17 protein-coding genes and 1 pseudogene are annotated in these 21,390 nt (G+C 33.3%); 12 read left to right on the top strand and 6 right to left on the bottom strand.

Translation table 11 applies throughout. The annotated features are described in order from the left end of the window. Positions 1-79: 79 nt before the first annotated feature. Positions 80-927 (bottom strand): annotated as a pseudogene (locus G6O70_RS08095) (PhzF family phenazine biosynthesis protein). Between the two features lie 208 nt (positions 928-1,135). Between G6O70_RS08095 and G6O70_RS08100 the strand changes: the two are divergent. The 4 genes from G6O70_RS08100 to metF all read left to right on the top strand — a co-directional run bounded on the left by G6O70_RS08100 (position 1,136) and on the right by metF (position 6,075). Continuing rightward, positions 1,136-1,909 carry a DeoR/GlpR family DNA-binding transcription regulator gene (locus tag G6O70_RS08100; protein ID WP_057869980.1) on the top strand — a complete coding sequence of 258 codons (774 nt, stop codon included), beginning with the start codon at positions 1,136-1,138 and terminating at the stop codon, positions 1,907-1,909. Beyond that, complete coding sequence (locus tag G6O70_RS08105; protein ID WP_083481934.1) at positions 1,909-2,706, top strand: Cof-type HAD-IIB family hydrolase; 798 nt, start codon at positions 1,909-1,911, stop codon at positions 2,704-2,706. Before G6O70_RS08100 ends, G6O70_RS08105 begins: the two co-directional genes overlap by 1 nt. Positions 2,707-2,966: 260 nt before the next feature. Next, the gene (gene metE / locus G6O70_RS08110; RefSeq protein ID WP_057869978.1) at positions 2,967-5,237 is read left to right on the top strand and encodes a 5-methyltetrahydropteroyltriglutamate--homocysteine S-methyltransferase; all 2,271 of its coding nucleotides are present in this window, start codon (positions 2,967-2,969) and stop codon (positions 5,235-5,237) included. Then, on the top strand, positions 5,218-6,075 hold the full coding sequence (metF, locus tag G6O70_RS08115; RefSeq protein WP_057869977.1) for a methylenetetrahydrofolate reductase [NAD(P)H]: 858 nt from the start codon (positions 5,218-5,220) through the stop codon (positions 6,073-6,075). Before metE ends, metF begins: the two co-directional genes overlap by 20 nt. A 242-nt stretch (positions 6,076-6,317) precedes the next feature. Here metF and brnQ read toward each other — a convergent pair whose 3' ends face one another. Next, positions 6,318-7,703, bottom strand: a complete 1,386-nt coding sequence (gene brnQ, locus G6O70_RS08120; RefSeq protein WP_057869976.1) for a branched-chain amino acid transport system II carrier protein — start codon at positions 7,701-7,703, stop codon at positions 6,318-6,320. A gap of 204 nt (positions 7,704-7,907) precedes the next feature. Here brnQ and G6O70_RS08125 point away from each other — a divergent pair, with 204 nt between their 5' ends. The 5 genes from G6O70_RS08125 to G6O70_RS08145 all read left to right on the top strand — a co-directional run bounded on the left by G6O70_RS08125 (position 7,908) and on the right by G6O70_RS08145 (position 16,011). Then, positions 7,908-9,599, top strand: a complete 1,692-nt coding sequence (locus G6O70_RS08125; protein ID WP_219934269.1) for an IS1182 family transposase — start codon at positions 7,908-7,910, stop codon at positions 9,597-9,599. A gap of 419 nt (positions 9,600-10,018) precedes the next feature. Next, positions 10,019-11,164 (top strand): glycoside hydrolase family 3 N-terminal domain-containing protein, encoded by a 1,146-nt coding sequence (locus tag G6O70_RS08130; RefSeq protein ID WP_057869576.1) that lies wholly within the window; start codon positions 10,019-10,021, stop codon positions 11,162-11,164. 82 nt (positions 11,165-11,246) lie between these two features. Beyond that, positions 11,247-12,113, top strand: a complete 867-nt coding sequence (locus G6O70_RS08135) for a zinc ribbon domain-containing protein (protein ID WP_057869577.1) — start codon at positions 11,247-11,249, stop codon at positions 12,111-12,113. A gap of 2 nt (positions 12,114-12,115) precedes the next feature. Continuing rightward, positions 12,116-13,522 carry a zinc ribbon domain-containing protein gene (locus G6O70_RS08140; RefSeq protein ID WP_057869578.1) on the top strand — a complete coding sequence of 469 codons (1,407 nt, stop codon included), beginning with the start codon at positions 12,116-12,118 and terminating at the stop codon, positions 13,520-13,522. Positions 13,523-13,764: 242 nt separating this feature from the next. Then, positions 13,765-16,011, top strand: a complete 2,247-nt coding sequence (locus tag G6O70_RS08145) for an ATP-binding cassette domain-containing protein (protein WP_057869579.1) — start codon at positions 13,765-13,767, stop codon at positions 16,009-16,011. 160 nt (positions 16,012-16,171) lie between these two features. Here the strand turns inward: G6O70_RS08145 and G6O70_RS08150 are convergent, their stop codons facing one another. The 3 genes from G6O70_RS08150 to G6O70_RS12245 all read right to left on the bottom strand — a co-directional run bounded on the left by G6O70_RS08150 (position 16,172) and on the right by G6O70_RS12245 (position 17,739). Next, positions 16,172-16,792 (bottom strand): sugar O-acetyltransferase, encoded by a 621-nt coding sequence (locus G6O70_RS08150; RefSeq protein WP_233419146.1) that lies wholly within the window; start codon positions 16,790-16,792, stop codon positions 16,172-16,174. Between the two features lie 74 nt (positions 16,793-16,866). Continuing rightward, positions 16,867-17,472, bottom strand: a complete 606-nt coding sequence (locus G6O70_RS08155) for a helix-turn-helix domain-containing protein (protein ID WP_233419147.1) — start codon at positions 17,470-17,472, stop codon at positions 16,867-16,869. 72 nt (positions 17,473-17,544) lie between these two features. After that, entirely contained in the window at positions 17,545-17,739 is a 195-nt protein-coding gene (locus tag G6O70_RS12245; RefSeq protein ID WP_233419148.1) for a cupin domain-containing protein, read from the bottom strand. A 272-nt stretch (positions 17,740-18,011) separates the two neighbouring features. Here G6O70_RS12245 and G6O70_RS08160 point away from each other — a divergent pair, with 272 nt between their 5' ends. The 3 genes from G6O70_RS08160 (at position 18,012) to G6O70_RS08170 (ending at position 20,962) form a co-directional block, all read left to right on the top strand. Next, a complete protein-coding gene (locus G6O70_RS08160) occupies positions 18,012-18,833 on the top strand; it encodes a Cof-type HAD-IIB family hydrolase (protein WP_057869580.1) in 822 nt (273 codons plus the stop codon). An 88-nt stretch (positions 18,834-18,921) separates the two neighbouring features. Next, positions 18,922-19,527 (top strand): DJ-1/PfpI family protein, encoded by a 606-nt coding sequence (locus G6O70_RS08165; protein ID WP_057869581.1) that lies wholly within the window; start codon positions 18,922-18,924, stop codon positions 19,525-19,527. Between the two features lie 247 nt (positions 19,528-19,774). Continuing rightward, positions 19,775-20,962: a metal-dependent hydrolase family protein gene (locus tag G6O70_RS08170; protein ID WP_057869582.1), complete on the top strand. Its 1,188-nt coding sequence runs from the start codon at positions 19,775-19,777 to the stop codon at positions 20,960-20,962. Positions 20,963-21,047: 85 nt separating this feature from the next. Here the strand turns inward: G6O70_RS08170 and G6O70_RS08175 are convergent, their stop codons facing one another. Beyond that, positions 21,048-21,368, bottom strand: a complete 321-nt coding sequence (locus tag G6O70_RS08175) for a TfoX/Sxy family protein (RefSeq protein ID WP_057869583.1) — start codon at positions 21,366-21,368, stop codon at positions 21,048-21,050. Positions 21,369-21,390: the final 22 nt, after the last annotated feature.

Here is a 21,390-nt window from a genome sequence, read left to right on the forward strand (position 1 = left end):
AAAATTTTTCTTTATAGTCAAAAAGCAAAGCTCCCTCACTGAGTAGGGAACTTTGCTTTCATTTTGAAATAAAAACCAATTATTCAACATTTAGATATTTATTTTCACAATAATATCCTCTGCCACCAACATAAACTTTTTCAACTTCATCATTATTATTAGTTACTAATTTAACTAATATTTCAGACGGTAGTTTTAGAGAATGTCCCTGTTCAAATATATATGTGTCTTTATGCAGATGAAGATTTTCATAAAGGTGGCAAGCTAGTGCACCATTTGAAGTTCCAGTCGCCGATTCTTCATCAATATCATACAGAGGTGCAAAATTTCTACATATAATTCGATCATCTTTAAAAGTATATAAATGCATTCCGACTACATCATAGTACTCACTGATTTCCTTAATTTTTTCAAAATTAGGTTGTAATGTATTTAGATTTCTTTCTTTTTTTATGGGAATTAAAATATCTTTTAAACCAGTTGAAGCAATTTGAATTGGATATTTATTATCCAAATGCTCAATATTAAAGCATTTAACAAATTTTTCTGGTGTAACGACATCATAATATATCGGTTTAGCTTGCTCCATAAAGGTAAGATCATCTTCGATATTAATAGCGAGAATGCCACTTTTAGTTTCAATTGTGTACTGAGTCTTGGAAAGTTTCTTTAAATAACCTAATGCAGTAAACGCACCAATTGTAGCGTGACCACATAGAGCAACTTCATCTTTTGGTGTAAAATACTCAAATTTATAATCAGCTCTTTCTGATTTGATATAAACACAGTCTCTGCATAACCTAATTGTTTAGCAATTGATTTTTTCTGAGTAGTAGTCAATGATTGTTCAAATAGTACTATTCCTGCTTTATTTCCACCCTTATTATCTTTGCTAAATGCACTTGCAACATGGACTTTTACTTTCATAAGACACCTGCTTTCTACACATAAAATTGGATTATAGCATAGAAAATATTATCTTTCTAGTTCCTCATTGACTTAAGAAACATGTTTATAGCAAATCTTTATTTCAATCATCAAACGCTTATAAATAATTAAGAACAATTATTTCTTTGAACGAAAATAGTTTTTATACTTGCTAAAAATGATAAAATTCTCTCGAGGTGAAAATAATATGAATCAAGCAAGTAGGCTTTTAATAATAAAACAGATGCTAAATGAAAAAGATGAATTGACCACAAAAGATTTAGCGGAATATTTTAAAGTTTCATTTGACACTGTGCGCAGATATGTTTTGAGATTGGCCTCAACTGGTCAAGCAGTTCGTTTTCATGGTGGAATAATGAATAATAATCTGAATGATGTTCCTGGATATCGTATACGATCACATGTCCGTTCCTCAGTCAAAGCAAGTATGGCAGCTGCTGCAGAGAAGATGGTAATATCTAAACGACTATATTTTATTGGAACGTCAACAACGCTTGTGTTATTATGCCAACTTCTAAATAAGAAGAACATAACAGTAATTACAAATTCTATAGATAATGCACTGAATTTATCTCAAAACACACTTCCTCGAGTTGAGTTACTTGGTGGCCAATTAGATAAAGGCAATCGTTATACTTATTCACTAGAAACTCTGACACAATTAGATTCTTTCACATTTGATACCATGTTTGTTGGCACATCAAGGGTATGTGAAGAAGGAATTTATGTAGTTGATAAAGATGACGCAGTTATTTTAAAAAAAGCTATTGTGCGTTCCAAAAGAATTGTCGTCATTGCCGAACAGTATAAATTTAACTCAGAACAATCATCACCTTACAAATTAGCTGACTGTTCTGAAATTGATGTACTTATTACAGATAATAAATTGTCCGAAGCATATAAAAAATGGTTTAAAAAAACTATTGAAGTAAAATATATCAAAGTTAAGGAGGGAGAATAATGATTAAGCATATTTTTCTTGATATGGATAATACTTTGTTAAATTCTCAAGGAAGAATCAGTTATCAAACTACTAAGTTTCTGAGAGAAATAAAAATCCCAATTACATTGGTTTCTGCCAGAGCTCCAATGGAAATGGACTTCGCTATTAGAAACTTAGCTTTAAGAAATGCCCAAGTATCATTTAACGGAGGTCTAATTTTTGAAAAAAAACAAAGTGAAAAGGCGAAAATTTTTTCATTACCGCTTGAGTATGCAGATACTTATAAACTACTAAATTTAATTACTGATCATCCAGATGTATCAATTAGCTGGTATACAAAGAATATGTGGTATACTCGCAAAATTGATAACGGAATTCTTTATGAATCTAACCTAACAGGACTTCAACCAGAACTCTTAAACAATATTAACCAGGAAAGTTTAAAAAACAATCCGGTTTATAAGATAATGATTATTTGCTTTGATAATGGTAAATTAAAACAGATTGCGCAGAAAATCAATGGACTTTCTTTGAATATAGCAGCTAAATTTTCTGGCCAAAATTATTTAGAGATAACCAGTTCTAACGCAACTAAAAATAATGCAATTGCTTATATCCAATCAAGCGAGGATTTAAAAAAATCAGAATTAGCTGCTTTTGGCGATGGTCAAAATGATATCGAAATGTTCAAGTCGGTTGGAACTCCGATTGCAATGAAAAATGCATCGTCAGAGGTTAAAGAATATGCAAGGTTTATTACATTGTCCAATGATGAAGATGGAATTATACACGGAATTAAAAATTACATTCTATAAATTTATAAAAAAAGGTGGCACATGCAAAGCTCATTAGTTCTAATAATGACTATGTATGTGTTTTTTATGATAAGAAAAGTTATAAGTTTTTCTTTTCTATAACTTAAAAACATATAAAACTTAATTATACAAATTACCAATTTTTTTATCCTTGTTATAGGCAATACCTATATATAATAATTAAAAAAGCCAATTATTATTTTAACTTTTTCTATGTTAGAGTTAACCACAATAAATAGTATATGAAGGAGTTATTTAATATGACAACAACAATTGTGGGTTTTCCACGCATTGGAGCACAACGTGAATTGAAATTTGCGACTGAAAAATATTTCCGTAACCAAATAACTGCAAAAGACTTAAGAAAAGTCGGCAAAGAATTACGAAAAAGACATTGGCTGGAATTACAACATGCTGGAATAGAGCAAATTCCTAGTAACGATTTTTCCTTTTATGACAATCTCTTGGACACCACTTTTTTATTCAATGCAATTCCAGTAGAGATTAAAAACTCATCTTTATCCAATCTTGATAAATACTTCGCATTAGCTCGAGGCTATCAAGGAGAAGAAGGGGACTTCAAAGCATGGCCCATGAAGAAATGGTTTAACACCAATTATCATTACCTTGTACCGCAATTAACTAATGACAATAGTTTTCAATATCATGGTGGGAAAATTATTAATGAATTTCTTGAGGCAAAAGAACTTGGAATAATCACTCGCCCAACTATTATTGGACCATTTACACTACTAAAACTCTCCGAATTTGGTATAGGTGTAACAGCTGAAGATTTTACTCAGAACTTGCTTACTGCATATGGTGACTTAATTGCGGATTTATCTGCAAACGGTGCAAAATGGATTCAGATTGATGAACCATCTCTTGTCTATGACCTAACTAGTTCTGAAATTCAATGGGTTTATGATTTCTACCAGCGACTACTTACTAAGAAGGACAAAACCAAAATATTGTTGCAAACTTACTTCGGTGATATTCGGGATATCTATCATCAATTACTAACTCTTGATTTCGATGGTATTGGACTTGACTTTATTGAAGGAAAAGAAACCAAAAAGCTTGTTGAATCAGGATTTCCTGAAGATAAAGTTTTGTTTGCAGGAATTGTCAACGGTAAAAATATTTGGCGCAATAATTATCAAACAACTTTGAACTTATTAGATAGTTTACCTATTAAAAAAGTAATTTTGTCAACTTCCTGTTCACTATTACACGTTCCGTATACTGTTTCTGCAGAACCATTTGCGCCAAATATTAAAAAGCACTTTGCATTTGCAAGTGAAAAATTAACTGAATTAAAAGAGTTAGATCTACTGCAACAAAATCAACAATTAGGTTTACTCCAGACAAATCAAAAATTATTTGCGGCTTCAAGAGTTGAAGAAAACTTAGAACTTCACCAACAGATTGAAAAATTAACTGAAACAGATTTTATACGCAAACCCGACTTTGAAGAGCGTCGTTTAAAACAAGAAGACGCATTGCATTTGCCACTCTTGCCAACAACGACAATTGGTTCTTTCCCACAGACCAGAGAAGTTAAACATGCCCGTGTTGCATTACGCAAAGACGAACTTAGCCAAGCCGAGTATGATAAATTTATTAAACAACATATTCAAGAATGTATTAAATGGCAAGAAGATGTCGGTTTTGATGTTTTGGTCCATGGAGAATTTGAACGCAATGATATGGTCGAATATTTTGGGCAACGTTTATCCGGTTATCTTTTCACTAAAAATGGTTGGGTACAGTCTTATGGAACAAGAGCAGTCAAGCCACCAATTATTTGGGGAGATGTTAGTCGTAAAGAGCCAATTACAGTTAAGTGGTCAGCTTACGCACAAAGTCTTACTAACAAACCTGTTAAAGGTATGTTGACTGGACCCGTAACTATTTTAAATTGGTCGTTTCCTCGTGAAGATATCTCTTTAGAGGAGTCAACTCTACAGATCGCACTGGCAATCCAGGCTGAAGTTCTTGATTTGGAAAAAAATGGAATTAATATTATTCAAATTGATGAAGCTGCATTACGTGAAAAACTTCCGTTACGTAAGAGTGACTGGAATAGTGAATATCTTGACTGGGCTATTCCTGCTTTTCGACTAGTACACAGCAAAGTTAAGGCAACAACTCAGATTCATACACATATGTGCTACAGTGAATTCGGTGATATTATTCAAGCAATTGATCAAATGGATGCAGATGTTATTTCATTCGAAGCATCCCGTTCTAACTTAGAAATTTTGCAGCAATTGCAAGATAAACACTTCAAAACCCTTGTTGGTCCAGGAGTATATGATATTCATTCTCCAAGAATACCTACGAAAACAGAAATTATTAATGAATTACACCAAATATTGGCAAAAGTTCCACAGCAAAATATTTGGGTAAATCCTGATTGTGGTTTAAAGACGCGAGGTGAGCGTGAAGCCAAAGCTAGCCTAGTTAATTTAACTGAGGCAACAAGAATAATTCGAAGGGAGTTAACAGATGGACAAGATACTAACTAAACCACATCTATCCTTCGAGGTTTTTCCTCCGTCAGCTAGTATTAAAAACCCTAAGATCTATCAAACAGTTCAAGCACTTGGTGACCTGCATCCTGAATTTATTAGTGTTACCTGCAATAATAAGCAACTTGATTTCGAAGACTCGACTTTGAAAGTAGCTTCATATATTGAAAATGAATTGCAAGTACCAGGGGTTGTTCACTTAACTGCACGGTATTTTGACAAAAAACAAATTGATTATATTCTAGCGGAACTTAAAAAACGTGGAATTAGCAATATTTTGGTACTACGTGGTGATTTAGTACCTGGAAAAGTACCTAAAAGTGATTTCAAGTATGCAAGTGATCTAATTGACTATATTAAGCAAAGGGACAGTACTTTCAAGATTTTTGGAGCTTGTTACCCCGAGGGTCATCCAGAATCACCTAACAAAGTGACTGATATTAGGCAGTTACAAACTAAGGTAGCTGCTGGGTATGATTGCTTAATAACACAGATGTTTTTTTCTAATGAAACTTTTTACCAATTTGAAGAAGATTGTGCTTTAGCCAATATTGATGTTCCTATTCTTGCGGGAATTATGCCAATTGTTAATCGCTCTCAAGCACTTCATGTAGTTCAAAATAGTGCTAGTTTTTTACCTAAGAAGTTCGTAGCGATGCTTGATAGATACCAAACTAATCCAGCTGCACTTAAAGCTGCCGGGCTTGCTTATGCAATTAACCAGATTGTTGATTTGGTAACACAGAATGTAGATGGTATACATTTATATACAATGAACCATCCTGATGTTGCACGTCATATTTATCAGGAAACGCAAACATTATTTGCAATGTAATGCAATACAGAACCTCACAAATTAAAATGGATTGTATATTTTGATGTCGTTTATTAAAAACGCAACATAATAATAAAATTTATTTTCAAATAAAAAACCGTCATACTATATGTACTAAATGATGTGAACTCTTAAAGTTGGATTTAGTGTCCAATTTTAGGAGGAAACACATCACAACGTGGCATACTATGATGGTTTTTTAATTCACTTAAAAATTGAGAAGGGTAATATTACTCAAACTTTTAATGATTATTATCTTTAACATTTTTTTTAAAGCTTTTTTCTCCAAATAATGAAATTCCCCAACCACTCAAAAGACCAACCAGCATAAATGGTAAGAAATCCAATCCAATGCTGTAAAGTGGAATATTAGCTGTTGCCCACGAATTAATATTTGCAATAAATGATAGCTTTGCAAAAATAGGTGGCAGGTTATGAATGAGATCAAGAATTGCAGGAATCATTGTTAAAATAATAGTTGAGCGATAAATAAACGAATTTCGTCCAATAAATGGTTTTAATATTCCCAGAATAATTAATGCAATCGCTAATGGATATAAGAAACTAAGGATTGGTGATGAATAAAGAATAATCTGTTCCAAGCCGAAGTTTGCAATACAAAAAGAAACAAGCGTTGACATGAGTAAAAAGCGATGATAACCAATTTTAGGGAAGCGGTGTCCCCAATCTTCTGAAAGAGAAGTAATTAATCCGATTGCTGTTGTCAGACATGCTAACAGTGTCAAAGCTGCCAAAATAGCTGCACCGGCTAAACCTGTATAATGTTCCATAATAGTTGTAAAAGCACTACCACCATCGGCACTCATTTTAGTATAAGCCAAACTGGAGGCACCTAAAGCGATCAGAAAAATATATATTAAAGCTTCGAATCCCATGGTTAAAATACCGATTTTTGCAACTGAACGTGAACGTGCTTTTTCTTTATGTTGACCAAAAAGCTTTAAAGCTGCGACAATTGTTACCCCAAAACCAAGACCAGCAAGTGCATCCATTGTATTGTATCCTTGGAGGAAACCATTAATAAATGAACCTGTTCCTTTTCCAGTAGCTGGTAGTAATGCGACACTTCGTAAATCAGTTCCTTTCAGAAAGAAGGCAATAAAGAAAAGAATTGCTAGAAGTAAGACAAAAAGCGGATTAAGAATTTTTCCAACATTACGGGTGATTTTACCTTCATTAAAAGAAAGAATACAAACAGTGCCGAAAAAAAGGAAGGAAAAAATCAGCAATCCTATGTGAGTCCATGCTTTCGGGATGAACGGTTGAACTCCAATTGAGAATGTAACTGTGGCGGTTCTTGGAGTTGCAATTAGCAATCCTAATGAAGCATGAGTCAGAATCAAGAAGGCAAGTGAGAATTTTTTCCCAGCTGGAAGTGCTAAATCATACATACTGTTACTCTCAGTCATACTGATTGCCAAAATAGATAGAAGCGGTAAGCAGATTGCAGAGAGCAAAAAGCCGATTGCAGCAGGTTCCCAATTTTGACCTGACATCTGACCTAGATGAATTGGAAATATTAAATTGCCGGCACCAAAGAACATCCCGAATAATAATGATGCTAAAATAATATATTGCTTGTTTGATAATTTTTCTGAATTATCCATGTGTATTCCTCCTTAGAAACTATGTACTATGTGATTTTCTGATAGAAAAAAAGGGGCTGTGCCATAAGTCCCTAAGTGAAAGAGCTTCACCAGAGAAAGTAATGATTTTTCTGGTGAAGCTCTTTTGGTATAATTAAAAATAAAAAAGCACTGATTGCAGCCAGTGCCTTTAAAAACAATCCCCTCATAGAAAGGATAATCAAAATGTACAATAATTATAACATAAATCAGACTGTACTTAGTATTAAAACTGACTGGGAGCCAAAAGAAAATCATCCTGCACGGATGATTAATCAAATAGTTGAAGACCTTAAAATTAATGATCCTTACATCTTTGGACGACCACGTAAGTATGATCTGCGTGTACTTTTAAAATTAATTTTGTTTGCGTACACAAAAGGTATCTTTAGTAGTCGCCGTATTAATACGTTGGCAGAGGAGAATTTGGCAGCCCGTTGGCTGACACAAGAACAGGTTCCAGCCTACCGAACAATTTGTCGTTTTAGAATTTCAGATGAAGTTGAGAGCTTGATTAATCAATGTATTCTAAAACTAACCAAATATCTGAAACAAAACAATTTTATTGATGAAGTTACTTTTATTGACGGGACTAAAATTTTAGCTGATGCCAATAAATATAGTTTTGTTTGGCGTAAGAATACGATTCGTTTTGACAAGCTTAATCGCTCTGCGATTATAACCCTTCTGGAAGAATTAAATGATGCTAAGTTTAAGTGTCAACTCCCAGCAGAGACAGATCTTACTTTAGAAATGCTTGATGAAATTACCTTGCGGTTAGAAAATGACTTGAAAGATTTGAATAAAAAGATTGAAAAAGAACATATCTCTCCAAACCCAGACAAGTCAAGGCGTCGAAAACTAAAATCTTTAAAACGAAAACTTAAGTTACGGCAAACTAAATTATTAGCTCATAAAATACAAACCAGAATTTATGGTAAAAGAAATAGTTATTCAAAAACAGATCATGATGCAACTTTCATGCGTGTTAAGGAAGATCCAATGCTCAACGGACAGCTAAAACCGGCTTATAATCTACAAATCGCCACAAGTAAACAATTTGTAACTGCCTTCGGCATTTTTCAAAATCCAGGAGATACCAAAACATTAATTCCTTTTTTACAGCAACAAAAAGCAGCTGGAACTTTAGGTAAGTATATTGTGGCTGATGCAGGATACGGTTCAGAATCAAATTATCGATATCTCGAAGATGAATTACCTGAACATACAGCGTTAATTCCATATGGGACAATGTTAAAAGAAAATAGTCGCAAATGGAAAAGTGATGACCGTAAGGTCATGAATTGGGCGTATCATCCTAAAGACGATTATTTTATTGATCTGCAGGGAGTTAGATTTAGTTTTTATGCTTACCGTAAGCGCAAAGATAAGTACGGATTTGTACGTGAATTTAAAGAGTATCAGGCAAACAAATACGATAACGATTTTAAAATTGATCACCGAGCATTCACTAAAAACGGAAATCCTCGTAAAATAAGTATTAATAGCGCATGGGAGTATTTCAAAGCTAAGGAACGCAAGTTGCTTTCAAATCACCAAACTGGTTCAATTTACGGACAACGTAAAATAGATGTTGAATCAGTTTTTGGTGGATTGAAGGCTTGTTTGGGTTTTAAAAAATTTTCGGTTAGAGGTCTTGAGAAGGTAAAAAGGGAAGCTGGAATTGCCTTGATGGCAATGAATATTAGAAAATTGGTGGCGAAAGGCACCAATTATAACTGTTTTATAAACCAAAAGAAGAGATTAGTGAAAATCAAAGAACGATTTTCACTAATCTCTTCTATTTTGAAGGACTTATGGCACAGCCCCGTCTTCACGTGTTACCACCTTTATTTTCACTCATTTCGCAATGATTGACTCAAAAAGTACGGCTCGATTTTATTCAAGCGATACTCCATTGCTGTAATGGGCGCAATCCCAGTAACTACTACAATTAAAAATCATAGTTACAACTTGTAGCTTACTTTCATTTTCGTTCCAACTGCCTCGTTGCACCAGTAGGAGGCTCTCTTAAAATTATCCCGAAAATTACTCTTCTACGCATCGTCTTTCGTGTATTCCGTTATCATTAGCTAGAAGTTTATAAAAATAATGCGAAGTTGTCAAGTCTAGTTTTGTATTTTTTTAATTGTTAGCGCCTTTATTAAAAATGATATTGCTTCCAATTTATTTAAAAGAAAACAAGTATTTATCAAGTTGATAAATGCCATAAATAATACTGTGCTATAATTTTAACTGTATTTTATAACTAAATTGTTAAAAAAGGATAGGTTGAAATGAGAAAGATATTTTTATTTTTAGTATCAATTTTTATTTTTGGGGGTATAAACTTTTCTACTGTAGTTTATGCAAAAAACGTTCACAGAATCAATAATCAACAACTAAAAGAAGTTATTAGTAAAATGACGCTCTCACAAAAAATTGCACAAATGTATATTATAACTACAAAAGGCACTCAATCAGAATCAGCTATAGCTATTAAACAATATCAACCGGGAGGCATAATTTTATTTGGAAATGATTTTAAAAATCAAACAAAGCAAAACTTCATTGCTAACATGCAAAACTATAAAAATCAGGCAAATTTATCCTTAATAATTGGTACAGATCAAGAAGGAGGGACAGTTTCACGGTTATCATCAAATCCTTCTTTGACTAATAACAAAACTTTTGCTTCACCACAACAACTTTATCAAGCAGGCGGTAGAAAAGGTGTAGTCAAAGCTGCTGGAGATACGGCAAAAATTTTGAATTCTTTACAAATTAATCTTAACTTTGCACCCGTAGCTGATGTTTCAACTGACCCAAATAGTTTTATTTATGAAAGATCTTTGGGGCTAGATTATAAACAAACAGCGCACATTATTAAAGAGGAAGTTGCACAAATTCAAAAAAATAAAGTTGCAGCTAGTTTAAAACATTTTCCTGGATATGGTACAGCTGGGGATACTCATACAGGATTTGCAACAACAACTCGCACACTTACCAATTTTGAGAATAGTGATTTTTTACCGTTTAAAGCTGGTATTAAGGCAGGAGCACAAACTGTTTTAGTTTCACATATTTTTGTTACTTCGATTGATTCTGAATATCCAGCTTCATTGTCACCGAAAATCCATCAACTTTTACGAAAGAAATTAAAATTTAAAAAAGTAATTATAACTGATGATTTGAGTATGGGAGCAATTACTAAATTTGCGGCTGACAAACATATTTCACCTGACTTACTCGCAGTAGAAGCTGGAAACGATATGTTACTCAGCAATAATATTGTTGATGGTACTTCAAGTATTGTACAAGCTGTCAAAAATAAGCAAATTAAAGAGAGCCAAATTAATAAATCTGTTTATCGTATTTTAAAATTAAAGAGGGACTTAGGAATTTTAAACCAAAAAAGTATTAAGAATCAGCAAAGAAATTAAAGAATTTCTTTAATTTTCGTTGATGTTAGTTTTTTTACGTTGTATCATATATGTATAAATATTTATTTTGGGGGAATACATAATGAAACTTTGTTCAAATTGTCATTCAGAAATGGAAGACAGTACTAAATTTTGTACCAATTGTGGTGCAAAAATGATTATCGAAGGGGACCAAAAAGAAGCAACTACAGCTTCTCAATCTCCAGAAACTAGTGATAGTTCAAAAAACAGGGGAAACTCCTCAATAGACACACAGGCTTTACAAAATGCGCTTCAAGGTTATTGGGGTTGGTTACTTGCATCATGGAAAAAACCTTTTGAGGCACAAAAAACTACTAAATATGCAGGTTTGTTAACTCTATTTTTAGAAAGTTTATTTTTTACTTTAGGTATTGGACATTGGGTTCAAAAGGCAACTTCAGCGGCAACAAATACAGCTAACAACATATTAGGAGCATTTTCAAATACTTCATCTAGTTATAATAATTCATATTCAATTGGTATTGGGTTTTATCTTACTATTATCCTAACAATTTGGCTTGCAGCTGTAGCTATGATTGGGGTTGCATTTTTAATTCATCATGCAGTCGGTAAAAATTTAGGTGAAGAAAAATTCATTGATTATCTAAATAAATTGTCCCATTATAGTAGTTCAATTCTTTTGTTAACAATACTTTTTTTCTTAATCTCTTTATCTGGAATAAGTACTGTTTCAATGTTAGTCATCATTCTAATAATAACTTTGATTTCTACTATTTGGGAAATAGCTATTATTTGTGGGGTTGTTGAACTTAAAGAAGCAAATCAACTGGATCGGATTTATGGAGCAACAATTACAGTTGCAATCTGTATTGTGATTGAATTAATTGCTCTTTCAATAGTTATGTCTCAATTAGGAGATACACTTGGTTCGTTCTTTACTTCATTACTTAACGGGGGAGGTTTGTAAAAATGGCCTCAGAAATATTTTGTCCGGAATGTGGTAGTAAAATTAAGGCGGGTCTTGCTTTTTGCCCAAATTGTGGTCATAAATTGAGTCAAATAAATGCTTCTACAAAAAAAGATGACTCTACCACCACAGAATCTTCTTTGCAACGTAGTGGGAATGCTACTGCGGTGCAACAGCCTAAAAAACCGCTTGATAAGCGCTTAATTGGTGCTTTTTTCGTTATTATTGTAATAATAGTTGGGGGTTATTTTGGATTAAAAGATTATTACCAACCACAAAAACAGTTCAATCGAATAATTACAGCAATGGGAAATCCTGATAAGAGCTTGGCTAAATATATAAAAACCAATGATCCAACTTTACAGAATAAGATTTCTGATAAGAATCTAAAACCAATTCAAAAATATTTTGAAAAAAACAAACAAGCATTGGCCGAGTTAAAAACAACTCTTCAGCAAGGCTCAACATATAACAATACCTACTCAATTGAACAAAGTGGAAAGGCTTGGCTCTTCTTTCCTCGCTATAAGGTCAATGTTGCCGCAGCTTATGTAACGCTTTCGACTAATCATTCTGGAGTCACTTTTTATCAAGATGGTAAGAAATTGACAACAACTACAAATGCAAATTATAGCAAAAAAGTTGGACCAGTATTCCCTGGGTTGTACACTTTTAAATCTGGAGGAACAATATCTGGAAAAAAACTTGTTAATACTTCGAGTAGCACACTGGTTTCAGGATCACAGAATTTGTCTTTGAATTTAAGAATTGCAACTTTCACAATTAGTGGTAGCAAAGGTTCAACTGTCTACCTGAACAATAAAAAAGTTGGTGTATTAAATAATAGCGGAAAGCTCAAGTTTAAAGATTACCCAATTAGTAACAATTTAAGTGCATATCTTACACTTAAAGTTTCTGGTAAGACTGTTAAATCCAAAACAGTCAACGTCAGCAATAAATTAGCCTATGGCTATCAAACTATTTCACCGTCATTTGAAGGTGTTGTTTCTAAAAGTGATGCGGAAGAACTGTTGGGAAATGCTTTTTCTGGTACAGAATACGGAACAGAGGATTCAGCAACAGCGGAACTTTTTGTTGGTCAAGAGAGTAATTCAAGTTACAACGATTTATTGAAATTCTTTGATTCTTTCAAAACGAATGATAATATTGAAACCTATAACTCAGAAATTTCAAAAATTAATTCAGTGACTCCATCAGGGAAGAACAAGGCTATTGTTTCTTATTCAGTAAAATATACCTTTACTACTAGTGGAGATTCAGGGGATTCAACCAAAGTTCAGCAATTCACCTATCCTAATGCAGAAATTGTTAAACAAAATGGTGAATATAAAATTCAAACAATTGGTGTCACTCAATCAGCTGATTGGGAAAAGGATTACTCTGACTAGGGTTGTTAAGTAACTGGATTAGAAGCAAAAAATAGTTCCTGTACAACTATTTTAAAACTTTATATCTATGAGAAATGAGTGTACATATACATGTAGCTCATTTTTTTAATTTGGAAATTTTCATTCCGCGACTTTATATATAAAGTAAATAGCCTTATTTCATTGAGAATTCTTTGATTAGTAAAATAAAAAATGATAACATAGCAATGGTTCTGTTAGACTAAGAGAAAGAGGGTAATAAAGTGGACAACGAATGGATTGAAATTTCAAATGCATATCAAAATAATTTAAAAAATATTTCTGTTAAGGTGCCAAAACATCAATTAACAGTGTTTACAGGTGTTTCGGGTTCTGGTAAATCGACTTTGGTTTTTGACACGTTAGTCGCACAATCAAGACGCGAATTAAATGACACATTTTCAAGTTACATCCAGCATATGTTGCCTAAATATGGGAGACCAGAAGTTAACGATATTATCAATCTTCCGATAGCCATTCCAATTGAACAAAGAAAAATGTCTGGCAATATTAGATCAACTGTTGGTACATATACTGAAATATATACTTTTTTAAGACTACTTTTTTCAAGGATAGGTAAACCCTTTGTTGGTTATTCTGACGTTTTTTCTTTCAATCATCCCCAAGGAAAGTGTGAGGTTTGTGATGGCTTGGGGTTTACAAAAGAAATTAATTTGCATTATCTAGTCGACTTCAACCAATCTTTGAATGAGGATCCAATTAATTTCCCAACTTTTGGTAATGGTGCATGGCGCTGGAAACGCTATGCTTATAGCGGTTTGTTTGATTTAAATAAAAAAATCAAGGACTATTCACCAGAAGAACTCAACTTATTTCTTTATGTCCCTCAACAAAAGTTAACATCACCTCCTGAAAAATGGCCTAAAACTGCATTATACGAAGGGTTATTACCTAGAATCAAAAGAAGTATCATAAATACCTCTGAAGGGAAACGTCACAAAAAGCAACTTGAGAATTTTGTCGTAACTGAAGTATGTTCCGCTTGCAATGGTTCAAGGCTTAATGAAAAGTCACTTAGTTGCAAGATTGAAAAGCAAAGTATTAGTGACTTAGTTTCCATGCCGATTGACGAATTAATACTTTTCATAAAAAGTATTAATAGTACATTGGTTGAAGATGTGATTGCACAAATTATTAAGCGTTTAGAAGCATTAATTACAATTGGTTTAGGTTATCTGAACTTGGCAAGAAGTACTGACACATTGTCAGGTGGTGAAGCACAAAGAATTAGAATTGCTAAACATATTACAAGTTCCTTGAACGATGTCATGTATGTTTTAGATGAACCAAGTTCGGGACTACACCCTAAAGACATTGAACGAATCTATAATTGTTTAAATATTTTAAAAAAACAAGGTAATACGATTATTTTAGTTGAACATAATCCCTTACTAATTGAAAAAGCTGATTATATTATTGATGTTGGCCCCGGACCCGGTGAGGCTGGCGGCCAAATTCAATTTGCCGGAACATATGATGATTTTAAACATGCAGATACCATTACAAGTTCTGCGTTGCGTGAAAAGCAAAATGAACAAATTGAACCCCAGACATTTAACAACTGGTTTTCGGTACAAAACCAAAACATGAATACATTAACAAACATCTCTGTGAAGTTCCCTTTAAATTCATTAACTGTACTTTGCGGTGTAGCTGGTTCTGGAAAGACCTCACTTGCAAAGATTATTAGGTTAGAGCTTGAAAAAGAAAACGTTGACGTTATTAATATTTCACAAAAAAATATTGGTATCAGTCTTAGGTCAACACCCATGACATATTTAGATATTTTTAATGATATTAGAAAATTATTTGCTAAAGCAAACAAAGTCAGCGCAGCGCTATTCAGCTATAATTCAAAAGGGGCCTGCCCAAACTGCAATGGTAAAGGTGTTATAGTAAATGATATGTACTTTATGGATGACGTTGTATCAGAATGTGAATTATGTCACGGTACTCGCTATGCCAGTGAGATTCTACAGTATAAATACAATAAAAAAACAATAGTTGATGTGTTATCGATGACAGTTAGCCAAGCACTGAGCTTTTTTGATGGAGAGCCTAAAATCTCCGTTGGTTTACAGGCTATTTATGATGTTGGTCTTGGATATTTGAAATTGAATCAATCTCTGAAAACATTATCTGGCGGAGAATTACAGCGGATCAAACTCTCAAGCTTTTTACAAAAAAAGGGCAGTGTCTATATGATTGATGAACCTACGAATGGATTGCATTTAAGAGATATTGATCGGCTATTACAGCTTTTTGCTAAATTAATTGAAAACGGAAATACTGTTGTTATTATTGAACACAGTCTTAAAGTCATTCGCAGGGCTGACTGGTTAATTGAGATGGGACCTGAGGGAGGAAAGAACGGAGGTAAGGTCATGTTCTCTGGTACTTATAAGGAATTAAAAAATTCAAAAGATTCAATTACAAGACCTTATTTATAAAAAAGCTTATATTAAAGTGAGAAAGAATTTGCTGATTAGTTAAAAATATGGGGCTGAGTCAAAGAGTTAAAAATTTGATTCAGTCCCTTTATTTATTAAGATATTCGTAGACTAGAAGATAAAATGTAACTAGAAGTAATTTGGTTATATTAAAATAAAATTACTTATCTGTCCCTCTCTTTAAATATTCCTTTTGTTTATTTTCCCAATAAATTTTATCCTCATTAGTAATCCTGCGAATTGTTCTTGCAGGATTTCCCGCAGCAACAGTATTATCAGGAATGTCTTTTGTCACAATTGAACCCGCACCAATGACAACATTATTACCAATTTTAACACCTGGACAAACTACTGTATTTCCACCAATCCAGACATTATTACCAATCGTAATTTGATGTCCATATTCAAGTTGTTTGTTTCGTACATCTGCATCTATTGGATGACCAGCAGTATAGAGTGAAACCCTCGGGCTTAGCATAACCTGATTACCAATCCTAATTGGTGCAACATCCAAAAATATGCAATCATAGTTTGCATAAAAGTGGCTTCCAATATGCAAATTTGAAGCATAGTCCATTCTTACCGGTACCTCAATGTAAGCATCTTGTGTTGGACAATCAATCATTGAATTAAGTAACTTGCTACGCTCTGGACCTTGATCGACTGGTATAACTTCATTATATAGATAAGTCCATTGTTTTGCTTTCATCCTCATCTGCACCAATTCCGCGTCGCTTGAATTATATAATTCTCCTGCGATCATTAACTCTCGTTCGTTCAATATAAAAACCTCCTTATAAAAAATAAATTACAAGATATAAATTAACATATTTAGAATAGTCTTAAAGGACAACTTTAAAAGTACCTAGTATCATTTTTATGGTATTGAGCATATTTTCTACGATAAGCACTAGGTGTTACTCCTTTCCATGCTTTAAAATTTCGATAAAATGTTTTATCACTTGCAAAGCCACATTCGCCAGCAATATAACCAACTGCTTTATTTGTTTCCAGAAGTAAACGTCTGGCATTTAACAACCTAACTAAGCGAATATATTTATTTACAGACATTTGTACAGTATAGCCAAATTGTTGATTAAGTGTTGTCAATGAAACATGAAATTGTGAAGCAATCATAGTTCCCGTTATTTGTCGTGAATAGTCCTCATTAATTACATTCATAACTGTATCAACCAACAAAGAATTTGGATTAATATCTTGTTCAATCATAGGAGTTGTAAAAGATTCAGCTAATATTGCCAATACCATGAAAAAATGACTTAAAATTTTCATTCTTATAACGTCATTTGTCTGGCAATGGATAAGATCATGAATTGCTATAAAATGCTTTTTCAAGGCTTCATATGCAGCAGTAGTTGATTTTGACAAATTTTCATTTTGCAAATTAATCTGCCAATTGGGACTACTTAATAATGATGATTGCAGGACACTATCATCCACGATTAAGCCAAATTCTAACCAATCTACCTTTGAAGGACCACTTATACTATGAATAACACGATGATTGATCGCCTATATATCACCTGGATGATATTCTTTTGTAACCCCATCTGTTACAAACTTTAATGCAGTGCCAGTCACCAAATAGTTTATTTCAATTCCATGATGCCAGTGAGGAGGAACATTAACACCTTTTGTTGCATCATGTTCATAGTATTTAAATGGCAGTCTAGGTGTAAATTGAACGTTCTCATATTGAATAGTCAAGTTTAATCATCTCGCTTAAAAAGTCCAGATTTTTGAAATGTCAAAATAATATATGATGTCGAAATTATAGCATACTCAATCTTCGCGAACAAAGATGCGTACGTTTTTCAGTAGCTAAGTCAATAAAATGACACTAACTGGTTTCAATAATGTCCCTTTAAGAACCAGGTATTATGATAGGGTATTGATAAGATAATCTTGAAACACATTTCTAATTAATTAATAATCATTTTCAAGCTGTCAGATTACTATAAGTGAAAGGAATGAGGAACATGTCTATCAAATTAGTCGCCATTGATATAGATGATACATTACTAAATTCAAAGGGAGAATTGCTATCTAGTACAATCAATGCTGTTAAGAGTGTAATGGAACATAACATCAAAGTGGTTCTGTGTACAGGAAGACCATTAGCAGGAGTTAAGAATTATCTTAACGATTTGGGGATTGAAGGTAATGAGCAATATGTTATCACATATAATGGGGCGGTAATCGAGTCAGTAGCCGGTCATATCATTAATACTAGACTTGTTGACAATGCCCATTACCGTTCATTAACTGATTTTGGTCAAAAACACGATATTCCTTTTAATGTTCTTGATAATATGAGTACAATCTATACAGCCAATCAAAATGTAAATAGGATGACAGTTATACAAGCGTGGGAAAATAATGCAGGAATCCTTATACGAACTCCCACAGAAATGCCAGCGGATTTTGAAATTGCTAAAGGGCTTTTTGTCGGCGAAAAAGATTTATTAGATAAAGTTGAACCATTAATTGTACAAACTTTCGCTAAAGAACTTTATATCGTGCGTTCAAGCATAAATTTTCTTGAAGTAATGAATCTCTCTGTCAACAAAGGGCAAGCTTTAAAAGATATTTCGTCAATTCTAAATATAAATGCAGATGAAGTAATGGCTATTGGGGATGAAAAAAATGATATTCCCATGTTTAACTTTGCTGGATTAGCTGTTGCAATGAAAAATGGTTCTGAGTTAGCTAAAAAACATGCAGACTATATTACTGATACAAATGACTCTGATGGTTTAGCAAAGGCTCTTCAAAAGTCTATCTTAAATAAGATCAAATAACCAAATTATTCTTATATATAATTCCTATAGATACCTTTTCTTTGTCTCTGCAAAACTGTATCATTACTCCTATGAGGGAGGAGATTCTTTGAAAAAAATTTTGTTATTGTTAGCCGATGGTTTTGAATCTTATGAAGCAAGTGTTTTTACTGATGTTTTTGGATGGAACTTATATGAAGGAAATCGTCAGACCGAATTATTCTCTGTTGGGTTACATGACACCTTAAAGTGTACTTGGGGTTATTCTTGCGTACCAAATTATCAATTATCTGAAATTAACTTAGATGATTACGATGCACTTGCAATTCCAGGGGGCTTTGAAGAAGCTGACTTTTATGCTGATGCCTTTGATGAACAATTTTTAAATGTAATTCGCTACTTTGACTCTAGGAATAAGCCGATTGCAGCAATTTGTGTTGCAGCTCTTTCGCTTGGAAAAAGTGGTGTTTTGAAGGGAAGAAGTGCTACAACATATTATTATCCAAATAATCCTAGACAAAAACAGCTTGAGGACTTTGGAGCAATAGTACTTAAGAAAAAAAGTATTGTAGTTGATAGAAATATTATAACTTCTTCTTCTCCTGCAACTGCTTTAGATGTAGCTTTCTGGCTATTAGAGCAACTTACCACCACACAGAACTTAATTAATATAAAAACAAGAATGGGGTTTCTAGCCCCAGACTCTGATGAGTAGTCACCACAGAGAAATATAAATATTAAAATAATAAATACTTGCTCTAGCTTACTCTTTTCGAATTAAGTGAGTAAGCTTTTTTTGTTTTCAAAAATTTGATGGTCATAATTATCTTCAGTAACTTAGCAAAATGATGGATAAGCATTATAAATTTCTCCACAATATAATTTTTTAGCGTTTCCTCATTAAAAATATGTTAGACTTATCATCATGAAACTATAATAATAATTAGAAATGAGGAATTTAAATGGCAACTAAAACTTTCTTTAACTTTAATCTATTTGATGGCTTACACAATCTAACCCAAAAATCTGCCTGGTTTAAAGTAGATACTCTCACTGGAAAAATTATATCTTTAGGAACTTCTAATCCTGAAAAAAGCAATATCATGGTTGATCTGAAACAAAAATATGTTATGCCAGGCTTAATTAATGTACATACACATATTAGTGGTGATCCAGACAGTTTCGATGGAAATTTTAACCGATCTGAGGCAGAAATTGCAGTTGAAGCCTACCAAAATCTACAAATATTATTGAAGTCAGGGGTTACTTATATCAGAGAATGTGGCTGCGCTTATGATATTGATATAAAGTTGAAAAAATCGCAAAAAGAGGGGCGAATAAGCAAAATTCCAAGCATGATTACATCTGGACGTGCGCTAAGTATGACAGGTGGTCATGGAGATGGTCCAAACGTGTCTTATTTAACAGATTCGCCAGATGAAGTTAGAAAAGCAACCAGAACAGCTTTTCGTAATGGAGCAGATTGTATAAAAGTTATGGCTACCGGTGGTGTTATGTCACCAGGTGACTTTATGAACGATCCTCAATTGTCAATTGAAGAAATGCGTGCTGCGGTTGTTGAAGCCCATCATAAAAGAAAGACTGTCGCCGCTCATGCTGAAGGAAATCCTGGAATTAAGTATGCTATTTTGGCAGGAGTTGACTCAATCGAACATGGTTTTTATGTTAATGATGAAGATATAAAGTTAATGTTAGAGAGAGGAACGTACTTAACACCAACTCTTTTGGCAGAGACATTAATTCCAAAATTTGGTAAGAATGTATTACCTGATTGGGAATTAAAGAAGGCAGCGGATGCACTAGATGACACTTTTGTGAATCTTAGTGCGGCATTTGAAAAAGGAATTAAATTCACTTGTGGTACAGATGCAGGTAGCCCATTCAATGGTTATGATAAAACTCCATTTGAATTCGAACTATTAACCAAATTAGGTATGACTCCATTTGAAGCCTATCAATGTTCAACAATTAACTCTGCTAAGTTATGCCAGATAGATGATGAATATGGTACGTTGGAAGCGGGAAAGATTGCAGATTTTATTGTCTTAGATTCAAATCCATTAGAAGACGTTAAAGCTGTACAGCAACTAGATAAGCAAGTATTTCAAAAAGCAATTAGACAGTATTAAAAAATAAAGTGAGGTGGGGCCGGAAGTTAAATTTTGACCCAGCCTCACTATTTATTTCGTATAAACTTGTTATCAGTACTTAACTTTAGGATTTCTTTTTAGATTTCTGAAAAGGTAAAGCCTCACATGTCACAGTTGTAAGATGATAAAGAAATTCTTTGTCATCAAGTTCTGAAATTAAAAACCAGGGCTTGGCACCCTCATATGGAGGTGCTTTTTTTAGACTCGCCGATACTGTTTGCCCCTCTTTAGTAACTTTGATAAAAAGTTGGTTGTCACAGACAAGCGCAAAAAATTTTCCATTGCAGTAAAGTCCATACTCCCCAAACATTTTTCTATAAGTGATTGTGCCCGCACTATTAAGCTGATCCACAACATACTGCATAAATTCTTCACTTGAAGCCATATTATTTTCTCCTTTCAAGCAA

This window comes from Liquorilactobacillus hordei DSM 19519 (genome assembly GCF_019443985.1).
Lineage (GTDB): Bacteria > Bacillota > Bacilli > Lactobacillales > Lactobacillaceae > Liquorilactobacillus > Liquorilactobacillus hordei.